This window comes from Pseudomonas sp. B20(2017) (assembly GCF_002113125.1).
GTDB lineage: Bacteria > Pseudomonadota > Gammaproteobacteria > Pseudomonadales > Pseudomonadaceae > Aquipseudomonas.
This window is the reverse complement of the sequence record NZ_NEJP01000002.1, coordinates 410,709-436,038: the sequence shown is the minus strand read 5'-3', so window position 1 is coordinate 436,038 and position 25,330 is coordinate 410,709. Positions and strand designations below refer to the sequence as shown.

The 25,330-nt window shown below is 56.6% G+C and carries 25 protein-coding genes and 3 pseudogenes; 10 read left to right on the top strand and 18 right to left on the bottom strand.

Features of this window, described 5'->3' with window-relative positions; genetic code table 11:
- The first annotated feature begins 119 nt into the window (after window positions 1–119).
- Window positions 120–1,016: a LysR family transcriptional regulator gene (locus CAF63_RS05100; protein ID WP_085683633.1), complete on the top strand. Its 897-nt coding sequence runs from the start codon at window positions 120–122 to the stop codon at window positions 1,014–1,016.
- 136 nt (window positions 1,017–1,152) lie between these two features.
- Here CAF63_RS05100 and CAF63_RS05095 read toward each other — a convergent pair whose 3' ends face one another.
- Both CAF63_RS05095 and CAF63_RS05090 read right to left on the bottom strand, forming a co-directional pair.
- Window positions 1,153–2,766 carry an inorganic phosphate transporter gene (locus CAF63_RS05095; RefSeq protein ID WP_085683632.1) on the bottom strand — a complete coding sequence of 538 codons (1,614 nt, stop codon included), beginning with the start codon at window positions 2,764–2,766 and terminating at the stop codon, window positions 1,153–1,155.
- A gap of 228 nt (window positions 2,767–2,994) precedes the next feature.
- Window positions 2,995–4,017, bottom strand: coding sequence for a transporter (locus CAF63_RS05090; protein WP_085606510.1), 1,023 nt, complete (start codon window positions 4,015–4,017; stop codon window positions 2,995–2,997).
- A 222-nt stretch (window positions 4,018–4,239) separates the two neighbouring features.
- On the opposite strand from CAF63_RS05090, the gene CAF63_RS05085 reads away from it, so the two are divergent.
- Window positions 4,240–4,683 carry a hypothetical protein gene (locus CAF63_RS05085; protein WP_085683631.1) on the top strand — a complete coding sequence of 148 codons (444 nt, stop codon included), beginning with the start codon at window positions 4,240–4,242 and terminating at the stop codon, window positions 4,681–4,683.
- Between the two features lie 122 nt (window positions 4,684–4,805).
- Here the strand turns inward: CAF63_RS05085 and CAF63_RS05080 are convergent, their stop codons facing one another.
- On the bottom strand, window positions 4,806–5,111 hold the full coding sequence (locus CAF63_RS05080) for a PepSY domain-containing protein (RefSeq protein ID WP_085683630.1): 306 nt from the start codon (window positions 5,109–5,111) through the stop codon (window positions 4,806–4,808).
- Window positions 5,112–5,263: 152 nt separating this feature from the next.
- Here CAF63_RS05080 and CAF63_RS05075 point away from each other — a divergent pair, with 152 nt between their 5' ends.
- Window positions 5,264–6,142 carry a sterol desaturase family protein gene (locus CAF63_RS05075; RefSeq protein WP_085683629.1) on the top strand — a complete coding sequence of 293 codons (879 nt, stop codon included), beginning with the start codon at window positions 5,264–5,266 and terminating at the stop codon, window positions 6,140–6,142.
- Window position 6,143: 1 nt separating this feature from the next.
- On the opposite strand, the gene CAF63_RS05070 is transcribed toward CAF63_RS05075, so the two are convergent.
- Both CAF63_RS05070 and CAF63_RS05065 read right to left on the bottom strand, forming a co-directional pair.
- A complete protein-coding gene (locus tag CAF63_RS05070; protein WP_085683628.1) occupies window positions 6,144–6,827 on the bottom strand; it encodes a helix-turn-helix domain-containing protein in 684 nt (227 codons plus the stop codon).
- Window positions 6,827–7,954 (bottom strand): glycerophosphodiester phosphodiesterase, encoded by a 1,128-nt coding sequence (locus tag CAF63_RS05065; RefSeq protein ID WP_085683627.1) that lies wholly within the window; start codon window positions 7,952–7,954, stop codon window positions 6,827–6,829. Before CAF63_RS05065 ends, CAF63_RS05070 begins: the two co-directional genes overlap by 1 nt.
- 217 nt (window positions 7,955–8,171) lie before the next feature.
- Between CAF63_RS05065 and CAF63_RS05060 the strand changes: the two genes are divergently transcribed.
- On the top strand, window positions 8,172–8,498 hold the full coding sequence (locus CAF63_RS05060) for a DUF2025 family protein (RefSeq protein WP_007951085.1): 327 nt from the start codon (window positions 8,172–8,174) through the stop codon (window positions 8,496–8,498).
- Between the two features lie 147 nt (window positions 8,499–8,645).
- Here CAF63_RS05060 and CAF63_RS05055 read toward each other — a convergent pair whose 3' ends face one another.
- Complete coding sequence (locus CAF63_RS05055; RefSeq protein ID WP_085683626.1) at window positions 8,646–8,960, bottom strand: antibiotic biosynthesis monooxygenase; 315 nt, start codon at window positions 8,958–8,960, stop codon at window positions 8,646–8,648.
- A complete protein-coding gene (locus tag CAF63_RS05050) occupies window positions 8,960–9,664 on the bottom strand; it encodes a CTP synthase (protein ID WP_085683625.1) in 705 nt (234 codons plus the stop codon). Before CAF63_RS05050 ends, CAF63_RS05055 begins: the two co-directional genes overlap by 1 nt.
- A 15-nt stretch (window positions 9,665–9,679) precedes the next feature.
- Here CAF63_RS05050 and CAF63_RS05045 point away from each other — a divergent pair, with 15 nt between their 5' ends.
- Entirely contained in the window at window positions 9,680–10,621 is a 942-nt protein-coding gene (locus tag CAF63_RS05045; protein ID WP_085683624.1) for a LysR family transcriptional regulator, read from the top strand.
- A 6-nt stretch (window positions 10,622–10,627) separates the two neighbouring features.
- Here CAF63_RS05045 and CAF63_RS29155 read toward each other — a convergent pair.
- The 4 genes and pseudogenes from CAF63_RS29155 to CAF63_RS05030 form a co-directional block, all read right to left on the bottom strand.
- A pseudogene (locus CAF63_RS29155) lies at window positions 10,628–11,065 on the bottom strand (methyl-accepting chemotaxis protein); the annotation flags it as partial.
- A gap of 108 nt (window positions 11,066–11,173) precedes the next feature.
- A pseudogene (locus tag CAF63_RS29150) lies at window positions 11,174–11,857 on the bottom strand (PAS domain-containing protein); the annotation flags it as partial.
- 264 nt (window positions 11,858–12,121) lie between these two features.
- Window positions 12,122–13,174 (bottom strand): diguanylate cyclase, encoded by a 1,053-nt coding sequence (locus tag CAF63_RS05035; protein ID WP_085683668.1) that lies wholly within the window; start codon window positions 13,172–13,174, stop codon window positions 12,122–12,124.
- Between the two features lie 146 nt (window positions 13,175–13,320).
- The gene (locus CAF63_RS05030) at window positions 13,321–13,929 is read right to left on the bottom strand and encodes a TetR/AcrR family transcriptional regulator (protein ID WP_085683623.1); all 609 of its coding nucleotides are present in this window, start codon (window positions 13,927–13,929) and stop codon (window positions 13,321–13,323) included.
- 214 nt (window positions 13,930–14,143) lie between these two features.
- On the opposite strand from CAF63_RS05030, the gene CAF63_RS05025 reads away from it, so the two are divergent.
- Entirely contained in the window at window positions 14,144–15,196 is a 1,053-nt protein-coding gene (locus CAF63_RS05025) for an MBL fold metallo-hydrolase (protein WP_085683622.1), read from the top strand.
- A 38-nt stretch (window positions 15,197–15,234) separates the two neighbouring features.
- Here CAF63_RS05025 and CAF63_RS05020 read toward each other — a convergent pair whose 3' ends face one another.
- Together CAF63_RS05020 and CAF63_RS05015 are read right to left on the bottom strand one after the other, a co-directional pair.
- Window positions 15,235–15,546 (bottom strand): helix-turn-helix transcriptional regulator, encoded by a 312-nt coding sequence (locus tag CAF63_RS05020; RefSeq protein WP_085683621.1) that lies wholly within the window; start codon window positions 15,544–15,546, stop codon window positions 15,235–15,237.
- A gap of 93 nt (window positions 15,547–15,639) precedes the next feature.
- Complete coding sequence (locus CAF63_RS05015; protein WP_085683620.1) at window positions 15,640–16,407, bottom strand: helix-turn-helix transcriptional regulator; 768 nt, start codon at window positions 16,405–16,407, stop codon at window positions 15,640–15,642.
- Between the two features lie 112 nt (window positions 16,408–16,519).
- On the opposite strand from CAF63_RS05015, the gene CAF63_RS05010 reads away from it, so the two are divergent.
- From CAF63_RS05010 to CAF63_RS04995, 4 genes are all read left to right on the top strand, one after another.
- Window positions 16,520–17,335 (top strand): sulfite exporter TauE/SafE family protein, encoded by an 816-nt coding sequence (locus CAF63_RS05010; RefSeq protein ID WP_085683619.1) that lies wholly within the window; start codon window positions 16,520–16,522, stop codon window positions 17,333–17,335.
- A 44-nt stretch (window positions 17,336–17,379) separates the two neighbouring features.
- Window positions 17,380–17,742 (top strand): hypothetical protein, encoded by a 363-nt coding sequence (locus CAF63_RS05005; RefSeq protein WP_085683618.1) that lies wholly within the window; start codon window positions 17,380–17,382, stop codon window positions 17,740–17,742.
- Window positions 17,743–17,772: 30 nt separating this feature from the next.
- Window positions 17,773–18,492 carry a hypothetical protein gene (locus tag CAF63_RS05000; RefSeq protein ID WP_085683617.1) on the top strand — a complete coding sequence of 240 codons (720 nt, stop codon included), beginning with the start codon at window positions 17,773–17,775 and terminating at the stop codon, window positions 18,490–18,492.
- Window positions 18,493–18,578: 86 nt separating this feature from the next.
- Window positions 18,579–19,721, top strand: a complete 1,143-nt coding sequence (locus tag CAF63_RS04995; protein ID WP_085683616.1) for a hypothetical protein — start codon at window positions 18,579–18,581, stop codon at window positions 19,719–19,721.
- A gap of 9 nt (window positions 19,722–19,730) precedes the next feature.
- On the opposite strand, the gene CAF63_RS04990 is transcribed toward CAF63_RS04995, so the two are convergent.
- The 5 genes and pseudogenes from CAF63_RS04990 to CAF63_RS04975 all read right to left on the bottom strand — a co-directional run bounded on the left by CAF63_RS04990 (window position 19,731) and on the right by CAF63_RS04975 (window position 25,272).
- Window positions 19,731–20,717, bottom strand: coding sequence for a hypothetical protein (locus CAF63_RS04990; RefSeq protein ID WP_085683615.1), 987 nt, complete (start codon window positions 20,715–20,717; stop codon window positions 19,731–19,733).
- Between the two features lie 89 nt (window positions 20,718–20,806).
- Window positions 20,807–21,520: an HNH endonuclease gene (locus CAF63_RS04985; protein ID WP_085683614.1), complete on the bottom strand. Its 714-nt coding sequence runs from the start codon at window positions 21,518–21,520 to the stop codon at window positions 20,807–20,809.
- A 113-nt stretch (window positions 21,521–21,633) separates the two neighbouring features.
- Window positions 21,634–22,167: pseudogene (locus CAF63_RS04980) on the bottom strand (Bro-N domain-containing protein).
- A 505-nt stretch (window positions 22,168–22,672) separates the two neighbouring features.
- Entirely contained in the window at window positions 22,673–23,110 is a 438-nt protein-coding gene (locus CAF63_RS28245; protein ID WP_143492424.1) for an ASCH domain-containing protein, read from the bottom strand.
- Window positions 23,107–25,272 (bottom strand): GNAT family N-acetyltransferase, encoded by a 2,166-nt coding sequence (locus CAF63_RS04975; protein WP_158090781.1) that lies wholly within the window; start codon window positions 25,270–25,272, stop codon window positions 23,107–23,109. Before CAF63_RS04975 ends, CAF63_RS28245 begins: the two co-directional genes overlap by 4 nt.
- Between the last annotated feature and the right edge of the window lie 58 nt (window positions 25,273–25,330).

Here is a 25,330-nt window from a genome sequence, read left to right as displayed (position 1 = left end):
GGTCTTCCTCGTTGGCGGTGACGGTTGATGAGGCAAAGTTTATTTATCCGCCGTGAGGTGATAAACAGACTGAAACCGGAATCACTGGTCGGATTGTCCGAACAATCAATGGGTGGCCCATGAACAAACTGGAACTGCTGCGCACCTTCGTCCGGGTCAGCGAATTGTCGAGTTTCACGATGGCGGGGGAGAGTCTGGGGTTGCCGCGTTCGACGGTGTCTGAGCAGGTTCAGGCGCTGGAAACCCTGCTCGGCACGCGCCTGCTGCAACGCAACACGCGCAAGGTCCAGGCAACTCAGGACGGCCTTGCGTTGTACGAGCGGAGCAAGGATCTGCTGTCGCACATGGACGAAATCGAAAACCTGTTCCGTCAGGACGAAGCGTCGCTGACCGGGCGGATTCGGGTCGATATGCCGAATATTCTGTCGCGGCGGCTGATCATGCCGAAGTTGCCGGAGTTCATGGCCCGTCATCCGAACCTGGAACTGGAAATCAGCAGCACCGATCGCCGGGTCGACCTGCTCGCCGAAGGTTTCGATTGTGTGCTGCGCGTCGGCGCGCAGCCGGATCAATCCGTGGTGGCGCGGCATCTGGGGGATTTCAGCATGATCAACTGCGCCAGCCCTGCATATCTGGAGCGTTACGGCGTGCCGCAAACGCTTGAGGATCTGGCGCAGCATCGGCTGGTGCACTACGTCGGTGTGCTGGGTTCGCGATCGGAAGGGTTTGTTTACGAGCAGGATGGGCAGCTTCACCGCGTGCCGATGGTCGGCAGCGTGACGGTCAACAGCACCGATGCCTACGAATCGGCGTGCCTGGGAGGATTCGGTCTGATCCAGGTGCCGCGCACCGGCATGAACACCTATCTGGACAGCGGCGAGATCGTCACCGTGCTGCCGCAATACACCGCGCCGGCGATGGGCATTTCACTGTTGTACGCGAGGCAGCGGCATCTGCCGTTGCGGGTGCGGGTGTTCATGGACTGGCTGGGGGATTTGATTCGTTCGACGCTTTAACAGTCCTGCACAGATCAAAAGTGGGAGCGGGCTTGCTCGCGAAAGGGGACTGTCAGTCGACATCATCGTGACTGGCAGACCGCATTCGTCGGATCGCCGCCCGGACCAAGCCCGCTCCCACAAGGACCTGAAGTGTTCAGAATATCTGGGTAAACAGCCAATACAGACTGCCCGACAGCAGAATCGCCGCCGGCAAGGTCAGCACCCACGCCATCAGCAGATTGCGGATGGTCTTCATCTGCAAGCCGCCGCCGTTGGCAACCATGGTCCCGGCCACGCCCGAGGACAGCACATGAGTGGTCGACACCGGCAGGCCGAACATGTCGGCGGCGCCGATGGTCAGCATCGCTACCGTTTCCGCCGACGCGCCCTGGGCGTAGGTCAGGTGGGTTTTGCCGATCTTCTCGCCGACCGTGACCACGATCCGCTTCCAGCCGACCATGGTGCCCAGCCCCAAGGCAATCGCCACCGCGATCTTCACCCACAGCGGAATGAACCGGGTGGCGTTGTCGATCTGTTGCTTGAACAATTGCAGCTTGCCGGTGGTGTCGGCGTCGAAGGTGTCGACCTTGTTCTTGTCCATCAGGCGAATGGTTTCGCTGGCCAGGTACATGTCGTTGCGCACGTTGCCCATGGCCTCGGCCGGGACTTTCGCCAGCGAGCCGTAGCCCTTCACTTCTTCACCGATGTGCCCGGTCAGGGAGGCGAGGGCAGGGATCAGTTGCGGCGTGGCCTCCTTGCTGCGCACGTAGTCGGAGAGCACTGCGCGTGGATCGGCCGGTGCCGGCAGTGGTGCACTTTTCACCAGCGCTTGCTGGGTGACTTGGGCGACGGCAGCGAATTGCAGCGATTGTTCCTCAGGCATGGTGCGGTTCAGCGCATAAGCCATCGGCAGGGTGCCGACCAGAATCAGCATGATCAGGCCCATGCCTTTCTGGCCGTCGTTGGAACCGTGGGCGAAGGACACGCCGGTGCAGGTCAGGATCAGCAGACCACGAATCCACCACGGCGGCGGGGTGTTGCCTTCCGGCGCCTTGTACAGCGAACGGTTCTTCACGAACGCGCGCAGCGCCAGCAGCAACAGCGCCGCGCAACCGAAACCCACCAGCGGCGACAGCAGCAGTGCGTAACCGATCTTGGTCGCTTGGGCCCAATCCACACCGCTGGTGCCGTCGCGGCCGTGCATCAGGGCATTTGCTACGCCGACGCCGATGATCGAACCGATCAGCGTATGCGACGACGAAGCCGGCAGGCCCAGCCACCAGGTGCCGAGGTTCCACAGGATCGCCGCGATCAACAGGGCGAAGATCATCGCGAAACCAGCGGACGAACCGACTTGCAGAATCAGCTCCACCGGCAGCAGCGCGATGATGCCGAACGCCACCGCGCCACTCGACAGCAGCACCCCGAGGAAGTTGAAGAAGCCCGACCAGACCACCGCGAAATGCGGCGGCAGCGAATGGGTGTAGATCACCGTGGCCACGGCGTTGGCGGTGTCGTGGAAACCGTTGACGAACTCGAAACCCAGCGCAATCAACAGTGCCACGCCGAGCAGCAGGAACGGGGTCCAGGTGGTGACCACCGTGCCGAGTTCGTGCATGTCGTGCATCAGGCTGTAGGCGGTGAACAGCAGCCCCATCGCCAGCACCGCGAAAAACACCACGTAGGTGAACGGGCCGGTTTTCTTGTCGAGGGCCGGCCTGCCACTGGCAGCGGAGGCCGGGCTGGCGGTCAGGGAGGGAGTAGCCATGGGAGGACAATCCTTAGCGGGGGAAGGAGTGTCGCCCATGATCGTTGCTAAATATTACAGAGAGGCTGCGACAGATCAGTGTTTGGTCTATTAGCCGATCCACTGATCCGAATTCAGCCAGTAACACTGTGGGAGCGAGCTTGCTCGCGATTGCGGTGTGTCAGCAAAGGAGATGTCATCCGGGTGTCCGCATTCGCGAGCAAGCTCGCTCCCACAGGAGATCGGCGCTTAGTAATCCCGCCGCTTGCGAAACGCCCAGCGTCCGGCAATCACGGTGAACGTCGCCACCAGCGCCACCAGAATCCAGAACCCTTCCGGATCGGTAGCCAGTGGCACACCGCCAACGTTCATGCCGAAGAAACCGGCAATGATGTTGATCGGCAACGCCAGCACCGTGACCACAGTCAGGGTGAACAGCGTGCGGTTGCTCTGTTCGTTGAGGTTGGCGGCGATCTCTTCCTGCAACAGCTTGATCCGCTCGCCGAGGGCGGTGAGGTCGTTGATGATCAGCGCGAACTCCTCGGTGGATTTGCGCAACTCCTTCACGTCCTCCTTCTGCAACCACGGCGGCGGCCGGTTGAGCAGACGCAGCAGCGAACCCGGCTCCAGCGCCAGCAGCCGTTGCAGGCGCACCAGCACCCGCCGGTTGGCACCGAGTTCGGCGCGGTTGGTCGACAGCCGCGAGGAGAGCAATTCGTCCTCGACCTGATCGACGCTCATACTGGTCTTGCGCACGATCTGGGTCAGCACTTCACCCTGATCGCGCAGCAGGTGCACCAGCAGTTCCAGCGGCGAACGAAAGCACTCGCCGGACTTCACCGAAGAACGCAGCTTGTCCACCGAGTGCAGCGGTTGCAGGCGCGCACTGACGATCAGTTTGCTGCGCACGCAGACCCACAGCGTCGACACGTCCGACGACACCATGCTGCTGAGGTTGAACACCACGTCGTTGACCACCGCCAGCAACGCCGAATCGACATGTTCGATGCGCGTCGAGCGCGAACCTTCGTGCAGCGCTTCGAAAAACTCTTCGGGCAATTGCAGATGACTTTTCATCCAGCGCTCGCACGCGGCGTGGGCCAGGTTCAGGTGCAGCCAGAGAAATTCATCGCCCTCGCTGTCGTCTTGCAGGCAGCGCAGGGCGGTCGCCGAATCCACCTCGCGCCCGCGTTCGCCTGGGCGGAAGCGAAAGCCGTAAAGCAGGCCGAACAGGTCAGGATCGCGATGACTGATATCGAGGCTGTGGTTCATGAAGGCTCGCTGCGAGGAGGCGTCTGTCGCGGGATTTGCAGATTCACCTGAGCCGCATCATCGCCATGTCACATGACGGTTGTGTGACGGCAGGGTGACGTGAAATCTGATCGGCCAATGACTGTGTACCGGTTCGGATACCGAGTCGGTACACAGTCGATCTCAATTCGTGCAGACCGCCGCCGATGCCCGGTTATCTATCACCGGCATTGGAAATTCCCCATGGTCAGCATCACGTCTGTTTCGATCAATCAGACCGTCACCACGCCCACCAGCAAAACCTCGATTGCCGACACCGGTGACGACACCTCGACCACCGCGGCGGCCAGCACCGGCGTGAAAGCCGACACCAGCCAAGTCGCGGCGGGCGGCGGCGCGGCGCCGGCGGGGGACAGCAGTTCCAGCAGCGATGAATCCGATACCGTGAAAGAACTGCGCAAGCAGATTGCCGAGCTGCAGAAGCAGTTGCAGGAAGAGCAGCAGGCGTTGCAAGCAGCCCAAGCCAAAAAGGAAAGTGATCAGGCCAAGATGACCGAAGTCGCCGCCGCGCAAGCTCAGGTCACCAGCACCTCGGCTTCGTTGCAAACGGCGACGGCGGCGTTGTTGCAGGCGTTGCAAGATTCGGATTCGAGCACGTCGGGTTCGCTGGTCAGCACCTCAGTCTGAACTCAAACATAAAAAATGTGGGAGCGAGCTTGCTCGCGATGGCGGTGGTTCAGTCAACCTCTTGGTTGGCCGACCGGACGCCGTCGCGAGCAAGCTCGCTCCCACAGGGAGAGTTGGGTCAATCACGTGTCTTGCTTGTTGCTCAGCACTTTGCCGGTGGTAGCGTCGAAGTCCACATCGAACTCCTTGCCATCAGCAGTACGCAGTTCAACTTCGTACTCATAACCATTGAAGTGGTTATCCAGATCCGTGTCGGTAATGGTCGCACCCGGATGCAGTTTCAGCGCTTCTGCGTTCATCGACTCTAGCGACTTGATCTTGCCTTCCTTGACCAGTTGCGGGATCTGGTCAACGCGAACGTCAGCCTGGGCCAGGCCAGCGGTGAGGGTCAGGGCGGCAGCGGTAAACAGGGCAGTCAGGGTTTTCATCGGTTATTCCTTTGGGTGATTCGTTTAAGTGCGTTCAGGTTAATCACCGCAACTTAATTCACCCTTAAAAACACCCGAGCGGTTTGCGTCGTTTGTTCAATTGCGGTTTTGCGCCAACTTTCATGCTCAGCCTTCGATTAATGGAGGTGGGCATGAAACGCATCTTTTCGTGGCTGTACGCGCCGTTGTTCTGCGTTGGATTTATTGGCGGCGCAATAGGGTTGGCGGGGTATTCGCTGGTGTGGTTGTTGCCGCTGTTTGTTGTGGCGCTGGCGGTATCGTTTGCGGGTGAATGGCTATTGCCTTATGAAGTGAACTGGAACCGTCCCGCCGGTCACCGCCGTCGCGACATCCTGCACGCGCTCGTCAACGAAGCGCTGAATGCCGTCGGCCTGCTGGCATTGCCGGGGCTGGTGGCGCTGCTGGCGATTGACGGGGCCTGGCCGTCGAACTGGCCGTTGTGGCTGCAAGTGCTGCTTGCGATGTTCATCGCCGATGCAGGCATGAGCCTGATGCATTACGCCAGTCATCGCGTGCCGTGGATGTGGCGTTTGCACGCGATTCATCACAGTGTCGAGCGGCTCTACGGGTTCAACGGTTTGATGAAACATCCACTGCATCAATTGCTGGAGGCGACGGCGGGGTTGTTGCCGTTACTGGTGCTGGGCATTTCGTCCGAAGTTGCGGTGTTGCTGGCGTTCGCGATTGCGATCCAGCTGTTGTTGCAGCATTCGAATGTCGACATACGTATTGGCCCGTTGCGCTGGATTTTCGCCTGGGCGCCGCTGCACCGCTTTCATCACATGAAGTACGGGCGCGCCGGTGACGTCAATTTCGGGCTGTTCTTCACCTTGTGGGACTGGCTGTTGGGGACCGGTTTTTACACCGAGAAATACCGGATCGGCGAGGGCGATCTGGGCATCGGCAGCCGTCCGGATTTTCCCCGTGACTACGTGGCCCAGTTACTCGATCCATTCGAACCGGCAACGCTGGGCAAGGAGCCGAAAGTGCCGGAGGGCTTGAGACGTTGAGTCAGTCCAGCAGGCGCAATTCGATGTGCTGCAACGCCTGACGCGCCGTGACCCCAAAGAGTTTTTTCAGGCTGCGGGAGAAGTGTGCGGAGTCGGCAAACCCGGCGGCGTGTGCGGCGTCGGTTACCGGGCTGCCCGCCAGAATCGCGGCCATTGCCAGCCGCAGTCGCCGCCACAGCACCAGCCGTCGCACCGGCAAACCGACCTGGCTGACGAACAACCGCTGCAACTGGCTCAGCGACACATGGGCTGAATCGGCCACGGCGCTGGCGGCGACTTTGCTCGACAGCGAAGCATCGACATTGGCGAGGGCCCGTTCGATTCGCGGGTCATTCAGAGGGCGACGCGGGCATTGTCCAATGGCGTGATCCAGCGTCGGCAGCGACCACTCGATGTCGAACAGCGCATCGCGCAATGTCTCGGCATCAAACCGCAACGGTTCGGCGTAAACGGTGAACACTGGATCCGTCGCCTCGACAATCGCATGCCGAGTCTGCGAGGCAATCAGCAGGCGGGAAGTGGTGACGGGGTTGTCCTCGACCAGCACAGTCACCGGGCGGTCAGGGGCAAGAATCAGTTGGTGTGCGTAGTGAGAGTGGGGCGCAGTGCGCCCCGACATCCCGTGGATCAGGCCATGGTCGTGCCCCAGCCAGAGGCGGCCTGTCCACGGGGTGTCCGGTTGCATCAGAAACCGTTGTTCTTCAACACCTGATCCACACTGGCGGCGGCCGGGCGTTTGTAGAACTTCAGCAGTTCGCTGGCGCGGTTGGTGAAGATGCCGTCGACGCCAGAAGCCATGACTTTCTTGAAGTCCACCGGCTCATCCACGGTGTAGACGTGCACAAGCAGACCCTTGTCGTGGGTGTACTTGTTCATCCAAGGCTGCACCAGATCCGAATAGCTCTGATCGCCGCCGTGGGTCAGCTTCGCCGAAGGGCCGGTGCCGATTGCTCCCTGAGCCTTGGCGTAGTCGATCCACTGCTTGAATTCGGCTTCGGATTTCGGCTCTTGCTTGCCGTAGAACGCGTTCTTGTCCTTCTCGCCGGATTCGGCAAAGGTCACTTTGGATTTCGGCTCGATGCTGCCTTCGCCCACCCACAGCAACAGGATCTTCGGCACCTGCGGCATTTCCTTTTGCAGCATTTCCAGGCTGCTCTTCTCGAAGGTCTGCAGGATCACCTTGCCGTTGCTCTCGCCGACGCTGGCGACGTTTTTAGCCTGTTTGGCGCCGGCCGGTATCAGCCAGCCGCGGGCCTGGAGTTTTTCCTTCAGGTCATGTTCGATCCCCGGGAACAGCTTCGGCTCCTTGGTTTCGATGTACAGGCCCGGCTTGTGCTTCGGATTGGCCTGGGCGATGTCGATGATTTCGTCGAGGGTCAGAATCTTCAGACCGACATAGGACGGGCGCGCGCGATCCGGGTACTTGGCGTTGTACCAGCTGCCGGCGTCGAGGGTTTTCAGTTCGGCCATGGTGAAGGCATTGGCCGGGCTGTCCTTGCGCTCCGGAAATTTGGTGGCGACGTCGGTGGTGCGCTGCAGATTGTCGTCGTGCAGGGCGAACAGCACGCCGTCCTTGCTGCGCTGCAAGTCCATTTCCAGGTAGTCGGCGCCCAGGTCACGGGCCAGTTTGTAGGACGCTGCGGTGGATTCCGGTGCGTCGAAGGAGGCGCCACGGTGGGCGATCACCGCCGGGTGCGGAATGCCCTCGGAGGCAGCGAGCGCAACCGGTGTTGGCTGGCTGGCGGCGTGGGCCTGACCGAGGCCGAGCATCAGACTCAGCAGCAGAGCGCTTTTGGTAAAAGTGGCGGGCATGTCGAGGTCCTTTCGCAGGTATTTTCGAAGATGTCCCTTTTAGCAACTCAAACGAAAACGTGCTATCGCAAGACCGACATAAACGTACTGAAAGCGAAAATTTCCGCACTTTTGTGCGTTTGTTTGCAGTACGCTTGGCCACGGCAACCGCCCCGGCAGAGGGCGCGCCACTCATTGCCCTGCGTGTAGACCATCGATCCTTTTCGTGAGGTTTACCATGCGCATCACATCGCAACTCATCTGCCAGGCCGCCGACGACCTCAAGGGCTTTGTCGGCCTCAACCGCAAGACCGGCCAGTACATCGTGCGCTTCAGTGAGGATTCGTTTGGCATGGACGTGGCCGATGACGGCATCATCCCGTGCAGCGAATTCGTCTGGGCACCGACCACCGAACAGACCATGACCCTCAAGCGCGAACTGATCCAGTTGCTGCTGGACCAGAACATCGATGACCGGATCAACATTACCGAGCCGTTGCGCGTTTATATGAATAAACGGGAAGTGCCGGAGATTGAGGCGGTGCGTAGTCTGGTGAAGGGCTGAAGTCTGGTCGTGACTGTTCCGGCCTCATCGTCGGAACGCCGCCCGGGGCAAGCCCGCTCCCACAGGTCCCGCGTGATCTTGAGAACAACGCAGTACCCTGTGGGAGCGGGCTTGCCCGCGAAGGGGCCAGTGAATACACCTTAGTACTCACTGGCCGAACCGATACTCCCGCTCCACCCGACACACCCGCGTATGAAACGCCGAATACCACTCGGCCCGCCCACGCGCCTGAATCACCCGGTGCTCCGGATGGTCACGCCAGGCCAGAATCGCCGCCTCACTCTCCCAGTACGAAACCGTAATCCCCACCCCGTCCGCCCCCCGGATCGAATCGATGCCCAGAAAACCCGGTTGCTCGGTCACCAATTGCATCATGCGCCCGGAGGCCTCGGCATAGCCGTTGTCGCCCTCGGTGCGGGTCGAGGTGAAGATCACGGCGAAACATTCAGTGTTCGGTTTCATCAAGGTTGCTCCGAGCAGGCTTCGACAAACGCTCGCACCAATGGCGGCAATTTCCCCTTGAGCGCTGCGCGTTCCGGCTGGAACAGTGTGGCGACAAAGAACACATGGTTTTTCAGTTCGATGGCGCGCAGATCGCCTGCCGAATCGTGACCCACGGCGTGTAGTTCATGGGTCAGCAACTCTCGTTCGAACTGCGGATTCACACCGTAGCGGCAGCGATAGCCTTCGTGAATCTCCGACGTTTCGTACGCGTTGGCGATCAACGAACCGGGCACCAGATGGATGCTGTCCACGGCTTCCACCAATGAACACGTCAACGGCGAGAGCACCGCGCGACTGGAGTCGGGCGAAGTTTCGCCATGTTCGGCGTCGGCCCAACCCAGCACGTTGCGGGAGAACTCCAGCACCGCATGCTGAAAACCGCCGCAGGTGCCGAGGAACGGGCGCTGCCGCTCGCGGGCAAAGCGGATGGCCCGCAGGGCACCGTCTTCGCTTTTATAGGGGCTGGCCGGTACACACCAGAAACCGTCGAATGTTTGCAGCGGCGTTTCGGGCAGGATTCGGTCGGTGGCCAACCATTCGAAATCGACCGGACGGCGAAGGTGCTCTGCCGCAAGTCCGAGGGCGACCGGGATGGCCTGGTGGGCGGTGACTTGCGGATCGAAATCACCGATCAGGGCGATGCGCAGGGCTCTGGATTCCATGAGTACTCGCTGTGCTTGTTGAGTGATGACGCTCACTATAGATTGGCGTTCACGCACTCTAAATTGGCGTTTGCCCAAGTGATCAATGCAGCTACGCAATATCGACTCGACTTTCCGGATCTGGCCCTGATCCTCGCTTTAGTGCGCGGCGGCTCTCTGGCCCGGGCGGCGCAGCTGTTGAAGGTCGATGTGTCGACGGTGTTTCGCGCCGTGCGCCGACTGGAAGCGTCACTCGGTCAGCAACTGTTTGAAAAAAGCCGCGCCGGTTATTTGCCCACCAGCCTTGCGCAGACCCTTGCTGAGCAGGCAGAACGTGCCGAGCAGGCACTGGAAGCGGCGCGGGTCGGAGTGGAGCAGGGCGGGGAAGTGGTCAGCGGCACGGTGCGTCTGACTTGTACCGACTCGGTGCTGCAAGGTCTGCTGCTGCCGGCGCTGGCGCAGTTCATGCCGAACTACCCGGCACTGACCATCGAGCTGAGCACCTCCAACGATTTCGCCAACCTCAGCCGTCGTGATGCCGACATCGCCGTGCGCCTGACGCGTACGCCGCCGGAGCATCTGGTCGGACGGGAGCTGGCGAAGATTTCCTACCGGGTCTGCGCCAGTCAGCGTTATCTACAAAAGGTTGAAGCGGCCGATCTGGCGGCGCTGACCTGGATCGCGCCGGACGACTTTCTGCCCGATCACCCGACCGTCGCCTGGCGCCGTCAGCAATTGCCCGGTGTGACGCCGAGCTATCGCTGCAACAGCATGCTGTCGGTGACGGAGTTGGTCCGCGCCGGACTGGGCGTGGCGGCGTTGCCGGACTTTCTCATCAATGAAGGGCTGCAAACCCTGAGCGAACCCTTGCACGGTTACGACACCGCGCTGTGGCTGCTGACCCGCCCGGACTGCCGCGCATTGCGCTCGGTGGTCACGTTGTTCGATGAACTGGGGCGGGCGCTGCGTTTGCCGTGATCGTGTTTAACCCGGCGCCCGGTCATTGGCGAACATGCTCACGGCTTCCACCGCTTCGCTGGCGCCGTCACGGATCTGCAAAATCACCGTACCAGCCTGATCCGCCAGTTCAACACCTTGTGCCGCGCGTCCTCGAGTGCCTTCCATACTCTTGATCGCCTGACGGGTTTCATTCTGGATCAGGCCGATCATGCTGGATATTTCCGCTGTTGAACCGCTGGTGCGCGCCGCCAGTTGTCGGACTTCATCGGCCACCACGGCGAAACCGCGACCTTGCTCGCCGGCACGGGCGGCTTCGATGGCAGCGTTCAGGGCCAGCAGATTGGTCTGATCGGCAATCGAGCGGATGGTGTTGACGATGGCGGTGATCTGTTCGGAGCGTTCGCCCAGTTGTGCGATCAAGGTCGAGGATTCGGCAATGTCGTCGGCGATGTCGCGCATTTCACTGGCCGCCTGCTGGATCACCTGCGTACCTTGCTCGGCGACTTTTCGGGTGGCGACGGAGATGTGATAAGCGGCGCTGGCGCTGCGTGCATCCTGCTCATGCTGCTCGACCCGGGCGGTTACGTCGGACGCGAATTTTACGACTTTGCACAAGCGGCCGGCGGCGTCGTAGACCGGGTTGTAATTGGCTTCAAGCCACACGGTCTGCCCGCGTTTGTCTACGCGTTCGAACTGGCCCTGAAACAGTTCGCCCTGATTCAACCGGCGCCAGAAATCCTGGTAGGCGCTGCTGTTGACCAGTTGAGCGGTACAGAGCAAGCGGTGATGTTTACCTTTCAGTTCGGCAAGGGTGTAGCCCATGCGTGTGAGGAAATTCTGATTGGCAGTGAGAATATTGCCGTCGAGATCGAATTCGATCACCGCCATGGCGCGGTCGATCGCCTGCAATTTCGCATTGGCTTCGCTTTCCTGCTGCACCTTCGAGGTGACATCCATGGCGTACTTGACCACTTTCACCACGCGGCCCGAGTCATCCTTGATCGGGTTATAGCTGGCTTCGAGCCAGATCGGTCGGCCCTGGCTGTCGATACGTTCAAAGGTGCCAGACTGAAATTGGCCGCTTTTCAATCGCGACCACAACTCGGTGTACTGATTGCCACGGGCAAACTCTGGGGAACAGAAATGGCGATGGGGCTGGCCGACCACCTGTTCACGCGTGTAACCCATGGTTTTCAGGAAATTGTCGTTGGCGCGCAGAACCACACCGTCGACATCGAATTCGATCACTGCCATGGAGCGGTTGATCGCCTCCAGCAGGCCGGCTTGTTGGTTGATGGTGTTTTGGAGATCGACGAGGGCAGTCTTGTAGCGGTTGAAAATCATGTTCATGGCACTCTGGAAATAGGACTGAAGGTGGGGTCCCTGTTTCCGCGTCAGCCAGCCAGATATCTCGATGGCTGGAAGCAGTGTGCCAGCATCCCGGCTGGCGGATTAACTTATACAAAACTTTATAAACTTGTACAAGAAATCGATTTTTCTCAATTTTGTACAAGTTTTTCAGGCGGGTGTTCGGCTCAACGCTACGCTGATCGTGTTACGTCCCGTGTGCTTGGCCGTGTACAACGCCTTGTCGGAATCTTCGAACCACTCAAGGGCATCGGTGTAAGAGGTTTGATAGCGAGCAAGCCCAATACTCAGGCTGACTCGCAGCTCGGAAACGTCGGGATGGCGGTATCGATCCAGTGCCTGACGCAGTTGCTCCATCAGCGCTTCAGCCTTGCTCAGGGGCAGGTTGGGCAGGATCACGCAGAATTCGTCGCCGCCGTATCGTCCGGCCAGCTCGCTTCCGTCGAGCACGAACTTCAGTTCGTGACTTAATTGCCGCAGCACCGCATCGCCGACGATGTGCCCGTAACTGTCGTTGATCGACTTGAAATGATCGATGTCGATCAGCGCCAGAATCGCGTGGGAATTGTGCTGCCGGCACTGCTGGAACTTGAGATGCAGCAAGTCTTTCCAGGCGCCGTGGTTGAGCAGGCCGGTCAGGCTGTCGGTGCGGCTCAAGGCGCTCAAGCTGCGTTTGTGTTCGGCGAGTTTGATCGCCAAACGGTAACAAACCATGCCCAGCGCCAACGGATAAAGGGTCAGCATCGGCAGGCAGGCCCAGACCTGAGTCTGCGTGGCCGTCAAGGTGAAATTGACGCCGAACACCGACCAGCCCAGCAGCACGCCAATCACTTGGGCGAGGGCGCCGAGCAGGAACAGACGCTGGCCGCCGGCGGCCACGTTGTTCATGGTCATCATCGACAGGATGGTCACGGTGGTCAGCGGGTTGAACTGGAAACATGCGGTCCAGAAACCGCCGCACACCGAGTCATAGAGCAGGTTGCGGCGTTCGGCGCGATAGGGGAAAGCCGAGCGGGTCGACCATTGATAAGCCACGTGCGGCCAGAGAAAACCGTTGAACAGCAACAGCGCCCAGAGCCAGCCCGGCATGTTCAACGGATACAGCGCGGCACCGACACTGAAAAAACCGATGCCCAAACCGATGGCCCGTGGCAAATAAATGCGCTTGGCGAATGACAAGCCTTTGCCGCGTTGGTTTTCCATGATGTTCTGCGCCAGATTCATTCTGAAACACTTTGCAGTGTAATACTTCAGACAGACCGTTCATCGGCCAATGACAGACATTGTCATTTATTCCAGCGAGAAAATTCAGTGTCCTTGTGAGCCATTTACCGTGGCGCAGGCCTTGTCTAGAGCTGGTAGCAGGCCAGGAACATGTCGAGCGCAGAATCGACCACGGCATTTTGCGTAGTGCTGTCGAGGGAGGGCTGGCCCATGGAAATCTGTGGCCAGAAGGCAAACGTCTTCAACAGCCCCTGCACCTGATGCGCGGCGAACTCAGGATCCACCGGTTTCAACCGACCGTCCGCCTGGGCTGCGCGAATCCACACGGTCACGCTTTCTTCTCGTTCGCCCATGCGCGCCACCATGTTTTGCGCGCGCTCTGGCGAGTGGATCGCGGCCGCGATGGCGACGCGGGCCAGATCCATGAAATTGTCGTCCGCCATCATCTGCAGTTTGGCCAGCAGCATTGTTCGCAGTTGATCACGCAATGGCTGGTCGGGCTGGTACGACACGGCTTGCTCGGTGCTGATCCGTGCCCACAACTGGTTGAGAATTTCGGCGAACAGCTCTTCCTTGCTGGGGAAATGGTTGTACACCGTGCGCTTCGATACCCCGGCGGTGGCCGCGATCTTGTCCATGCTGGTGACCTCGAAACCGTTGGCACGGAATTCGGAAATGGCCGCCAGAATGATGGCTTCGCGTTTGCGATCGGTGAGGCGCGTTGGAGCTGTCATAAATTCGATTCGGCAGAAAAAGGGTGAAATTACACTCGGCAGTTTACTTGCCATCCGGATTGATGCAACCTAGAAACTACACCGGTGAGTGTAATGTTGCCTTAATCGGTGAATCCTAAAACCAGATGTCCGGCTGATGCGTGCGTGCTTTGGCCCTTTATCGTCCCACCGTGGAAAACCGTGAATTGCGCGGTTTTTCTGGAGTCATTCAGCTATGGCCAAATCGATTTCCTCTGCGGTTATTCAGTCCCCTGAAGCCTCGCGACAGTCAGAAGGGACGTTTCGCAACCACGCGCCAGTGCAGCGCGAAGGTCTGCGCAAGATGCTGCGGATCATGTGGAACATGATTTTCCACAAGCCGCGCAACACCCGGCCGGCGGCGGCCATTCCGGTGCAGCCGTTGACCCGCGCGGACCTGATCGCGGCGCCTAACCACAGCGTCTATCGCCTCGGTCACTCGACCTTGCTGCTCAAACTGCAAGACAAGTTCTGGATCACCGATCCGGTGTTCGCCGAGCGCGCCTCGCCGGTTCAATGGGCCGGTCCGAAACGCTTTCACCAGCCACCCATCAGCATCGATGAATTGCCGCCGATCGAAGCGGTGATCCTGTCGCACAACCACTACGACCACCTCGACTACGAAGCGGTGTTGAAACTGGCCGACAAGGTCAACGTCTTCCTGACCCCGCTGGGCGTCGGCGACACCCTGATCAAATGGGGCATCGATGCCGGCAAGATCCACCAGTTCGACTGGTGGCAGGGCACCGAAGTCGCCGGCATCCGTTTCATCGCCACCCCGTCGCAGCACTTTTCCGGTCGCGGTCTGTTCGATGGCAACCAGACCCTGTGGGCTTCCTGGGTGATCATCCACGGCGACACACGGATTTTCTTCAGCGGTGACAGCGGCTACTTCGACGGCTTCAAACGCATCGGCGAACAGTACGGCCCGTTTGACCTGACCCTGATGGAAACCGGCGCCTACAACGTCGAATGGCCCCACGTGCACATGCAACCTGAGGAAACCCTGCAGGCCCACATCGATCTCAAGGGGCGCTGGCTGTTCCCGATCCACAACGGCACGTTCGACCTGGCGATGCACGCCTGGCATGAACCTTTCGACCGCATTCTTGCACTGGCCTGGGAACGCAGTGTTTCCATCACCACGCCGCAAATGGGCGAGGCGTTCAACTTGGCACAGCCGCAACGCGGGAGTGCGTGGTGGTTGGCGGTTGAAGGGGAGAGTGAGGTGGTGGTCCAAGGGGCCTGACTCACTGGTGCAGGTTCGCCTCCATCAGGCGAACCGAATCACTCCGCCATCGCATAATCCCCACGCACTGATTCGGCTGTCGAACCATTGCTTGTCGAACGCCCCGGCGCAAAACCCGGAAAGAACACCAGCCCCTGCGCCTCAAACCGATAGGTCAACGCCAGCCGCACCTCATCCGCCACGTCCTGTTGCGCTTCGAAGCGCTGAATCTCGTCTACTGAAACCTTGGCCTCTCGCGCCAACTGTTCAATGCTCCAGCCCAACATCCCTCGGGCCTGGGCGCAATGGGTCGGGGTGAACTGGAAAAGGGCGATACGTTCGAGGATGAGGTTCATCGCAGAAGAGGCCATGGTGTGCTCCGGGCTCGAGAGTGCTGATGGAAAATGTACTGTGTTTTTGTACAGTTGTTTTCGGCCGGGATCAAACGCATTTTTTGATTTGCCCTAGTTCGCCGCCTCCAACCAGACGGACGGTGCCTGACCGAGGATCCGGCGGAACATCGTCGAGAACGCCGCCGGGCTGTCATAGCCGAAATCCAGGGCAATCCGCGTCACCGATTCACCGGCCGCCAGCCGTGCCAGCGCCAATACCACGCAGGCGCGCTGGCGCCATTGGCTGAAACTCAGGCCGGTCTGCTGACGAAACAGTCTGTTGAAGGTGCGTAAGCTTACGTGCAGCTGATGAGCCCATTGCTGGGGTGATTGGTGGGCATTCGGCTGATGCAGAAAGGTCTGACACAGTTCGAGCAGTCTTCCGTCAGGCGGCAGCGGGATATGCAGCGGCAACGGCGCACTGCGTACCAATTCATGCAGCAACAAATCGATCAGCACGCCGTCGCGCCCGCTCAGGTCATACGTCAGCGGCAACTCTACGGCCGCCATCAGCAAGTGCCGCATCAACGGCGACACACTGATCACCTGACAACGCTCACCCAGATCCACCGCTCCCGGCTCGATATACAAACTGCGAGTGCTGACCCCGAGCATCAACACCTCATGCGCCACACCCGGCGGAATCCACACCGCCCGCTGCGGCGGCACCACCCAGTTGCCGTCATGCGTGCTGACCTGCATCACCCCGGTCGCCCCGTACAACAATTGCGCCCGCCGATGCGTATGACGTGGCAACAGATAGCCGTGGGAATAATCCGTACCGATCGCCACCAGCGGGCGCGGCGTGTCATCCAGCAGATTGATCGAAACATTGCGCATCGAGCGGCACCCAGCAGTTGGCGTAAACGCAAACATTATTGGCTTACTTGCTGAGGCAGGCCAAGTGTCGCCGCTCTATCGTCGACCGCTCCCCAACAACGGACGACACGCTATGTTCTATCTCCTGCTGACACTCTTCGGCTGCCTGACCGGCGTCACCGCCGTGCTCTTCGGCTTCGGCGGCGGCTTCGTCGGCGTGCCGCTGCTGTACCGCATGCTCACCGCCAGCCACGGCGCCGACGACCCGATCAGCCAATCCGCCATGCACATCGCCGTCGCCACCTCGACCTGCGTGATGATCGTCAACGCCTTGGTCGCGACCGACAAACATCGCCGCGCCGGCAACCTCATCCGTGATTACCTGTGGCCCTTAGGCGGGTTCATCGGATTGGGCGCAGTCGTCGGCGCAGTCGCTGCGGTGTGGGTCAGCGGCGAAATCATTCGTTATGCCTTCATCGCCTACCTCGGCGTGACGATTGTCGATTGCCTGTTGCGACGCGGATTTCTTACGCAGTCCGAAGGCGCCATCCCACGGCGATTGGGAACACTGGAAACGTGCGGCGGCGGTGTAGGCATTGGCGCCATCGCAACCTTTCTCGGCGTAGGAGGAAGCGTCATGACCGTGCCGTTATTGCGGCGTTGTGGGTTGAGCATGTCGCAGGCGACGTCGATGGCCAATCCGTTGAGCGTGCCAGTGGCGCTGGCGGGAACGCTGACGTACATGCTGTTGGCGGGGTACAGCGAGACAGAACTCGGGCCGTGGTTTGTCGGGTATGTGGATCTGCTGGCGTTTGCGGTGCTGACGCTGGGCTCGATGCTGGGGATTCGACTGGCCACACGGTGGATCGGGCGGGTACCGGATCGGGTGCATGCTTGGGTCTATATTGGATTGTTGTCGGTAGTTCTGCTGATTATCTCAATGAAGTAATCAATTACCCGGTCTCACTTGAATATGGGCGAGAGGTGAGGTTCATGTCGATTTCCGAAAGTGACTGGAAAAAGTACAAAGAATTACGAAAGCTTGCGTTGGACCGTTTTTGCCAAGGTGTTTTGGCTGAGACCAGAACCGTTGCTCAAAACGGTGCTCTCTCGGCTCACGCTCGTTATCTGACGCTCTATCGACTTATACGAAGTCGAGACAAGGATATGGCAATGACCTTTGATGGACTGAGCCGCAAAGATGCATGGTTGTCGTTGAGGCTGATGGTTGCACACAACCTGCTGACCGATGCAGAGTTATCAGTCCTTAGCGACAAGATGCGCGAGATTATTTCGGATGCTGATCGCCAGCCATACGAAATCGAATGGGCGGAGGAGCGCGTACCGGACTATTGATGATCCCCTCACGACAAACAGAGAAACATGATGTTGATCTTCAACTGCACAGAAGCCGCCAGCAAGTTCTTCAGTCGCGTCCACAAGGGCGAAACGATCACGCCGGTTGAATACAACGCACCGTCACCCTTCATCGAAGATGACGAGCCGGACAGTTCGACCGAGCAGTGGCTGGTTCACGCCATCACCGTGCAGCGCAAGAATGTGTTGTTCGTCATGCACGTAAAAACGCGGTATTGCGTGATTCTCGCTGATGCGAAAAAAGCGGACGTTGAGGGCGTTGTCCAGCGCTTTGCTGATCGCTGGCTCAACGGTGTAATGGTTCATGCGATCAATCACGATCTTGCGCAATGGATCGACGCTGACCAGATGATCGAGCACTTCAGATCAGTTTGTCACTCACAGCAGTTCTATCGGCGCAGTCATCGCAGTGCGCAAAAACACATCGACGAGATCGCCTGGATCTTCAAGGAAAGGGTCGCCGAAAGAGGCAGTTTGCCGCCTGATGAAATGGCCGCAATGGTATTTGACGAGGATATGAATGACACCCCGAGAAGCAGCAAGGGTGCTAAGGATTACTACTGGCCACTTGAAGAAATGATTGTTCATTGGCTACGTCAGTATTGCGCTCTTGAGGAGGCTGAAGTCGAGGAAGCCAAAAAACGGCGCAAACAAGTGCGCCGAGAGATCGAAGCGTTAAAGCGCGAAGCCTGGCTGGAAGAGTACAACCGACAAAATTCGATTAGTTAAGCCACCCCCGCCATAATCCGCCCCGCATTTACCAGCGCCGGCACTCACGTCCCGGCGCGACCTCCGACTCACTCAGGGATCGATCCATGCTCAAGGGACTGTTGCGCCTGGCGCCATATGCCGCCGCGTTGTTTTCACTGCTTTCTACTGCTCAGGCTGATGACGGCAGACGTGTGTTCACTGGCACGCTGGGCAAGACGCCGATTGTGGTGGAGCTCAACACCCAGCAGCCGGATGAAGTGACCGGTCGTTACTTCTACGAGAAGTATCACCGCGATCTGCCCCTCAGTGGCGCGTTGCAGGACAGCACGCTGACGCTGGTCGAGGGCAACAATCGCTTCAGCGAGGACAAGCCACTCCCAACCCTAAATCTGAAATCCACCGCCAATGGTTGGCAGGGCGAATGGCAAAACCCGAAGGGCAAAAAGCTGCCGGTGCAACTGGTCGAGGCCAAACTTCCAGCGCCGACTGCAACGACGTTGCCCTTTATTGCCACGTTGGCGAAGGACGATCCGTACGAGTATTTGCGCTTACAGGGGCTCAAGCTCAAACCGGGGAAGAAAGACAACTTCATGGGCTACGACCTGCAATGGTGGGCAGAGCCTGAGTCCAAAATCTCTTTCTTCAGCATTGAGTCTGGTTATCCCAAAGAAGAGCAACAGCGGATCAACGAGCAATTGTTGGGACGGCTCTGGAAAGAGGTCATCAGTTATCACGGCTGCATGCTGCAAGGTGGTGAAAATGCCGAGCAATGGCAAAGCGTCGCGCCCACGTTTCTGTCGTCCGATATCGTCAGCCTGAACATCAACACCGGTTACGACTGTGGCGGCGCGCATCCGGATGTCGGCAACTCCCCGATCAATCTCAATGTTCATACTGGGGAGGCGATAAAGCTGGAAGACGTTTTGGCGGTGGGTGGGCGTGAAGGCAATTCGACTGGAACAAGCGAAGGCAAACAGAGGGAGGAGTTTGCGCAATGGCTTATAAAGCAATTCACCTCGCTGTATCCCGACGAAATGAAGAAGCCAGCCGAAGGTGATGAAGACAGTTGCGACTACACCGATGAAAACATCTGGGGCGTTTTCGATTGGTACTTCACCGCCAAGGGCATTTACTTGGGGCCGTACTTCCCGCGAGTACAACGTGGTTGCGATGAACCCGAGTGGTCGATCCTGCCGTACTCAGTCGTCAAGCAACACCCCGGCGCCGTCAAACTGCAACTGCCCTAGGGCTGACCATCACGCCAGACCCGGCGCTTCACGAATGATGAAGTGATCCAGGTTCTCGATATTGGCATTGAAGACCTCGAAAGGCTTTTCGGGGTTCTTCTTGCCCGGCACCTGCTTCAATTCCGGCGTCACGCCATAAAAGAAACAGAACAGCTTCTTATCACTGTCGATCGCGTGCTTGATCTCTTCCAGAAACGCCTTGCGCTTACGGTAGTTGTCGATCAGCTTTTTGTTGAGATAGACACTGACCGGATAAGGCTTCTTCTTGCTGTCATCCGGCTTCTTGAACCAGACCTTGTCCTCGAAATCGATCCGGAAACTGGCGCTGTGGAAGTCCTCGATCTTCTTGATCCGGCCCCAATAAATCAGCCCCTTGTTGTCCATCAAGTACTCGATCTTCTTGAAGAACGAACTGTACGGCGCCGTATGCTCGCCAATCTTCAACGGCATACGCTTGAGCAAATCCTTATCCGCGAAGTTCGACACAAAACATTCCACGGGGTGAGCGAAAACACTGGTCTTGTCCGGCGTCGTCTCACGACTCGGCGATTCTTTTGAGGGAGTAGCCGCCACCCGCATCGGATCATCCCGCAACACATCCGCAGCACCCGCTGGCGCGGCAGGCTTACGCACATACTCACGGCGCGTCAGCAACAACTCCGACGGGAAATGTTCCTCCCGTCCGTCATCCAATTCCCCATCCGCCGCCTCAACCCCCGCGGCCGACGTCTTCAAACTCACATACGGACAACCCGCCACATGCTGCGTACCGGGCAGATTCTTGAAGTGCGGCGTGCGCACGTAATTCACGTTCTTGGCGTTGAACGTGCCTAATTCGTTGGAGGCATCGAACGCCGCACGACAGGCGTCGTTGGGGCACTGGAAATGCTCCTTCGCAGAATCGAACGCCACCGTCTCATCGAAATTGAGATCGCGAACATCATAGATCGACAACTTGTCGTCGAGGCTGAGGCAGTAGGCGAGGTCGAATTTCATGATGGGGCTCGGGTCCTTGAGTGGGGGGATTAGTAGCGAGAGGCGGGTTGGATTTCTTCCCTCACCACATCCTCTATTGGGCAGAGAATTTACTGCCGCTTCAACCGTTTCACTTTTTTATAGAGCGAATCAGTGAACTCCACTCGGTCGCTCGAGTGGTGGCAGCGCCGATGGCAATTCGGACAGAGCGCAACAGTATTGTTTTTGCGATCCTTACCCTGCTGTGCCAGGTGCTTAACGTGATGAACCTCAAGGTACGGTTTTCCATCCATTTCGAATGGACCAGGTTGACCACAGGCCTCACAAATACCTTTAGCGTTTTCTAGAATCCAGCCTTTGATTTTGGAGTTTCGAACGAAGTACCGGGTAACTGTCACCCCTTGTTGTGGGGGCGAGTCATCTTCTGGAACGTCTACGAAATTCTGTGCTTTAGCTGGCTTAACGTGTCGACTCCGAACGCCACCCTCGGTAGCAAGCAGCTCGGTGCTCTGAGTCAGAAGGCCTTTGGCTTCTAAAATTTTGGTCAGGCGCGCAGTGATCCCCGAGCCAATGTTGACTTTCGGCTTGTAATGGACAATTGGCTTCAGTCCCAGCGCATCAAAGAGAGCCGAAATGTTTTGTAGGCGATAGTCGATCGACTTGCTATTACGACTGGCGAGCACGCCATCCTGCAGAAGCTTGTGCTCCGCAGACTTGTTGAATTTTTCATCGTTTGGATATTTCGCTTGAATCGCGAGATAGGCGTCGATCGATGCTTCCAACTCGTCATTGGTCCAGCCTTTTTGTTCCTTTTTCGTATCCATACAGTCGCCGAGGGTTGTTAACCCTCGGACGATACTGAGTGGCCATCACCGCTGTCTACGAAAATTCCTACAGAAAATCGCGACGGATCTCGCACGGTCCTACAACCACAGCTTTAACCCATCGAGTGCTTCGAAGACTGGAATGCTTGCGCAATTCTCCGCCACCAAGGTTTCGCCGCTCTAGCCCGCTCTTGGCTCTGATCATTCAGCAGGTAAGGCATATCTCTCAGCTGAATCCAGCCTTCATCTCGCCAATGCAGCAAGCTCAGCGACATCTCCGGCCAATCCAGCAAACTTAACATCGGTCAATCCGTGTTTTCAGACGGATCCGCGTCGCGCAAGGCTGCCACAACCTGATTGGTTAGCCACTCACGTAGCAGCCGGTTTCCTGGGACGTAGTGATATACCAACAGCGCATACACACCAGATTCGCTAAGCATCAGCTGTTTTTCGGGTTGTCGGTAATAGTCGATCCACAGGACACGGTGCTGATCTTTATCTAGCTTGTTGACCATGCGATCGCATAGGTGGACTCCCATCAGGCGGCCGATATCGCGGGCACAGAACCACGGTTGGTTTTCAAGGAGGAGGGCGTGAAGGGCAAGGTTGTGACGATTGAAAACTGTGGGTGTGATGACTTCAGACATGATCGACCTCCTTGTGTGGAGGCGTAAATGCAGCAGTAAAGCTGTAGGTGATTTCCTTCACTGAGAAGGGAAAAATCTTAGGCATATCCATTACCTCTACTTGAGCTTTCTTAGGGCTAAGGCGCCGGGAGTTAAGAAACCCCAAGTAGAAGGTCGGACATATTCCCCTTTCGGGTCTTGTATTAGCCCACTCCCAGCATAGCAAAGGTTTTTTGCGCGCACGAAAATACCTTAGGCGCAAAAAAGCCGCATCTTTCGGGGGCGGTCAGGCCGCTACTTGAGGCGTTTCTTAGGTGCCGGAGTACGAAAGATATGGGGAAATAGCGGTGAGGTCAAGGTCAAAGTTCGGGAGGAAATATATATATAATAGAGGGGGTTAGGTTGGCAGTGGCTTGAGTTCGTATGTAATTATCTTTGATTTTTAAAAGTTGGAAACATCTTGAAAATTTGCGTTTGTTGGTGTTCTTTTTTGTTTGGGGCATGTGGCGCTACATTGATGCGGTTTTTATTGGTAAAGAGCTTTTTCTGCGGCTGTTAATATAAGATTTTCATCTAAAAGATGAGTGAAGAATTGTGGGGGTTGGAAGCCGTCTACATGTGTGCGCAATGTGGTTAGGGAAAGAGGTTTTTTTAGTGTTTTTGCGTCGACAAGTTCAAGTGCAACCCCCTTTTTAACTCCGTCAAAATATTTAAAGAATTCTATTCTGGTAAGACCGCTGACGGGGCCAAATTTTTTCCATAATGTTCTTGGGGAGAAAGTGTGTATCGCGCTAACTGTAACGCAGCCAGTTATAGCGCCGATAGGAAGCTTTACATAAATCCAAGTGGTAGTACCTGGTTGGATATTCATAGAGCGCCGTCGTAGCTCTACCGTTTTAGAACCAGAGAATACATTGCTAGCATGACGAGGCGTTAGAGAGATTAATATGTTATCGCTTTTCATTTCTGGAACGCCTGCTGAAGTATTTTTTCAAGTTGATAGTTGGTTATTGGTTTTGTTGTGATTAGGTCGGTGGGTTTTCCACAGCCGATTTCTTGTAAAAACTTCAGAGGTACAGGGTTTGGTAGTGGAAATATATTATCAAAAACAGTGATGGTTTTCATTTTTGACTTGCCGATTGACGATAGACTTTCTGTGTCTAATACAGATTGCTCCAATGTTTTGTTGTCTAGCGATTCAGTTGGTTTTAAGTAAGCCTGCCGCACCCTAGCAATGGCGACCAATTCACATCGTCCTTTTTGTTTTGTTGACTCATAGAAAAATATTAATGTGCCGGTTTTGAAGTGCTTAAGAGTATTGCTGCTACTCACGTAGTGGCGATCTTGGAAGAGCGAAGCAGTTGAAAAAGGAAGGAATGAACCTTGTAATGAGTGACCCAGAAGAGGCTCTGAAAAGCTTCGCTGTACAGGTGTTATTACTGCGGGTCTTCCAGGAAGGCAAAACAAAGCTGGAGATAAAGAAGACTCTAATATTTCAAGAGATACATGTTCTCGATTTCCACTTGGAGTCAGAATTTGAATGTACTGTTCTTCCTTCGAAAAAGTAGGAGGCTTAGCCGGTAACTTCAGACCACTCTTCATAAATAGAGTGTCTTTGGTGTGACTCCAGTTTTTCTGTGTGATGACTTGCCCTAAAACTAGTTTTGTTAGGCAATGCATGCTGCTGGTGCCTTTGAACCCAAATCCTACAGCAATCTCGCGTGAGTGAGACTGATGAGTAGGTAGCTCCAGGTTTACTTGAGTTGGGCCGTGAGGCAGTAATTGCTCAAGTAAGTAAATAAGTAAAATGCGAGCTGCGTGCAGGGCATGAGGATTTTTTTCATCTACCGCCAATCGAGCTGTCGTTGCGCCGCTCGTGCTCCTTGATGACCAAGTTAAGTAACCGATCAGTTCATTCTGGTCCCATACGGCGCGACGCATTGCTATTTTTTCTTGTTCTACAGTGGGGATCCATCCACTAGCTATGGTCGAACCTGTTAGGCGAAGAGTTGACAGTAGTTTGTGTACTTCTGGATCGTTTTCACGTTTGATTTCAAGAAGGTTTAATGTAGAGTTATTAGATGTGTAGTGTGAGCTTTTATTTCTAGGAGGGACGTCATTTAGCTCAAAAGCCGCAGTTGATATGATTTCGATGCCATACTTTATCTTGATTTGAGGCGCTGACGAAAGTATTGCAGCGTCGTTAGTGATAAGGCCAGCTAAATCGTGTTGAATTGCAGTTGCGACGTGGCTAAGATCAGACCAATCATTTGAACTAAAGCTGTCCTTCTGTTTATGTGGAAAAACTATGGACGACAGCTCGTTAATTAGTTGGGTGGTTTCTTTTGGTTTTACAAGCGGGAACGAAGGAAATATATCGATAAAACCTTCCATTGGATCGGTTTTTTCTACGAGACGCGTTCGTTTTAGTTCTTCCCTAATTTCTGTGCTTATCGCTAGTCGGCAAAAGTTCATACGTTCTGCTTGAAATATGCTCAAAGCGTTATCGTGACGCTTTCTTCTTGGACCAGCCAAGTCGAAAAGAACATTTAGGTCAAGCAGGTAAAGGGGGACGATGTCGGATGGTGTAAATGTCAGGCCAAGTGGGTTTTCTGAGCTTATTCCACTTGTTGGAAATAACTGCGGAGATTCGAGTTCGTGGCAGCGGACTAAAATTTTTCTATTTTTAGTAACGCCACCCTTTTCCTGTCGTTGTATGTAAAAGCGCTGTCTTTCCCAGAATTTATTAGAGTCTAATAAGTCTAGTGCAACTCTGGCATAAATAGAGGTGAACCCGAAACTTGTTAGAATGTCTCTAAGGTGATCAAGAAGAAGTGTCGCGAGCCCGCCTCTGCGATGTTCTGGGTCAACGAACATTTGACGGATCGTAGCTCGAGGATATCTCATGTCAAAGAGCAGATGGCCAGCGTAAATTCTACCATCGGGTAAGTCATTAACTAAAACGTAAAGTCGTTCGTTTCGAGCATATTCTTCATATACGCTACTTGCTAGGAATCCGAGAGCAGAACGTTGACTGTCTGCAGACTTTTGTACGTGAGGTATTAGTGACTTTATCTCTGGGTATTTAGTGGCTATTTTATAATTCTTAATAATCCTTTGAGTCACTATAGAGATCCTTTCTGCTTACTCATGGCATATGTGAAAAAGGGATCGCTATGATAGC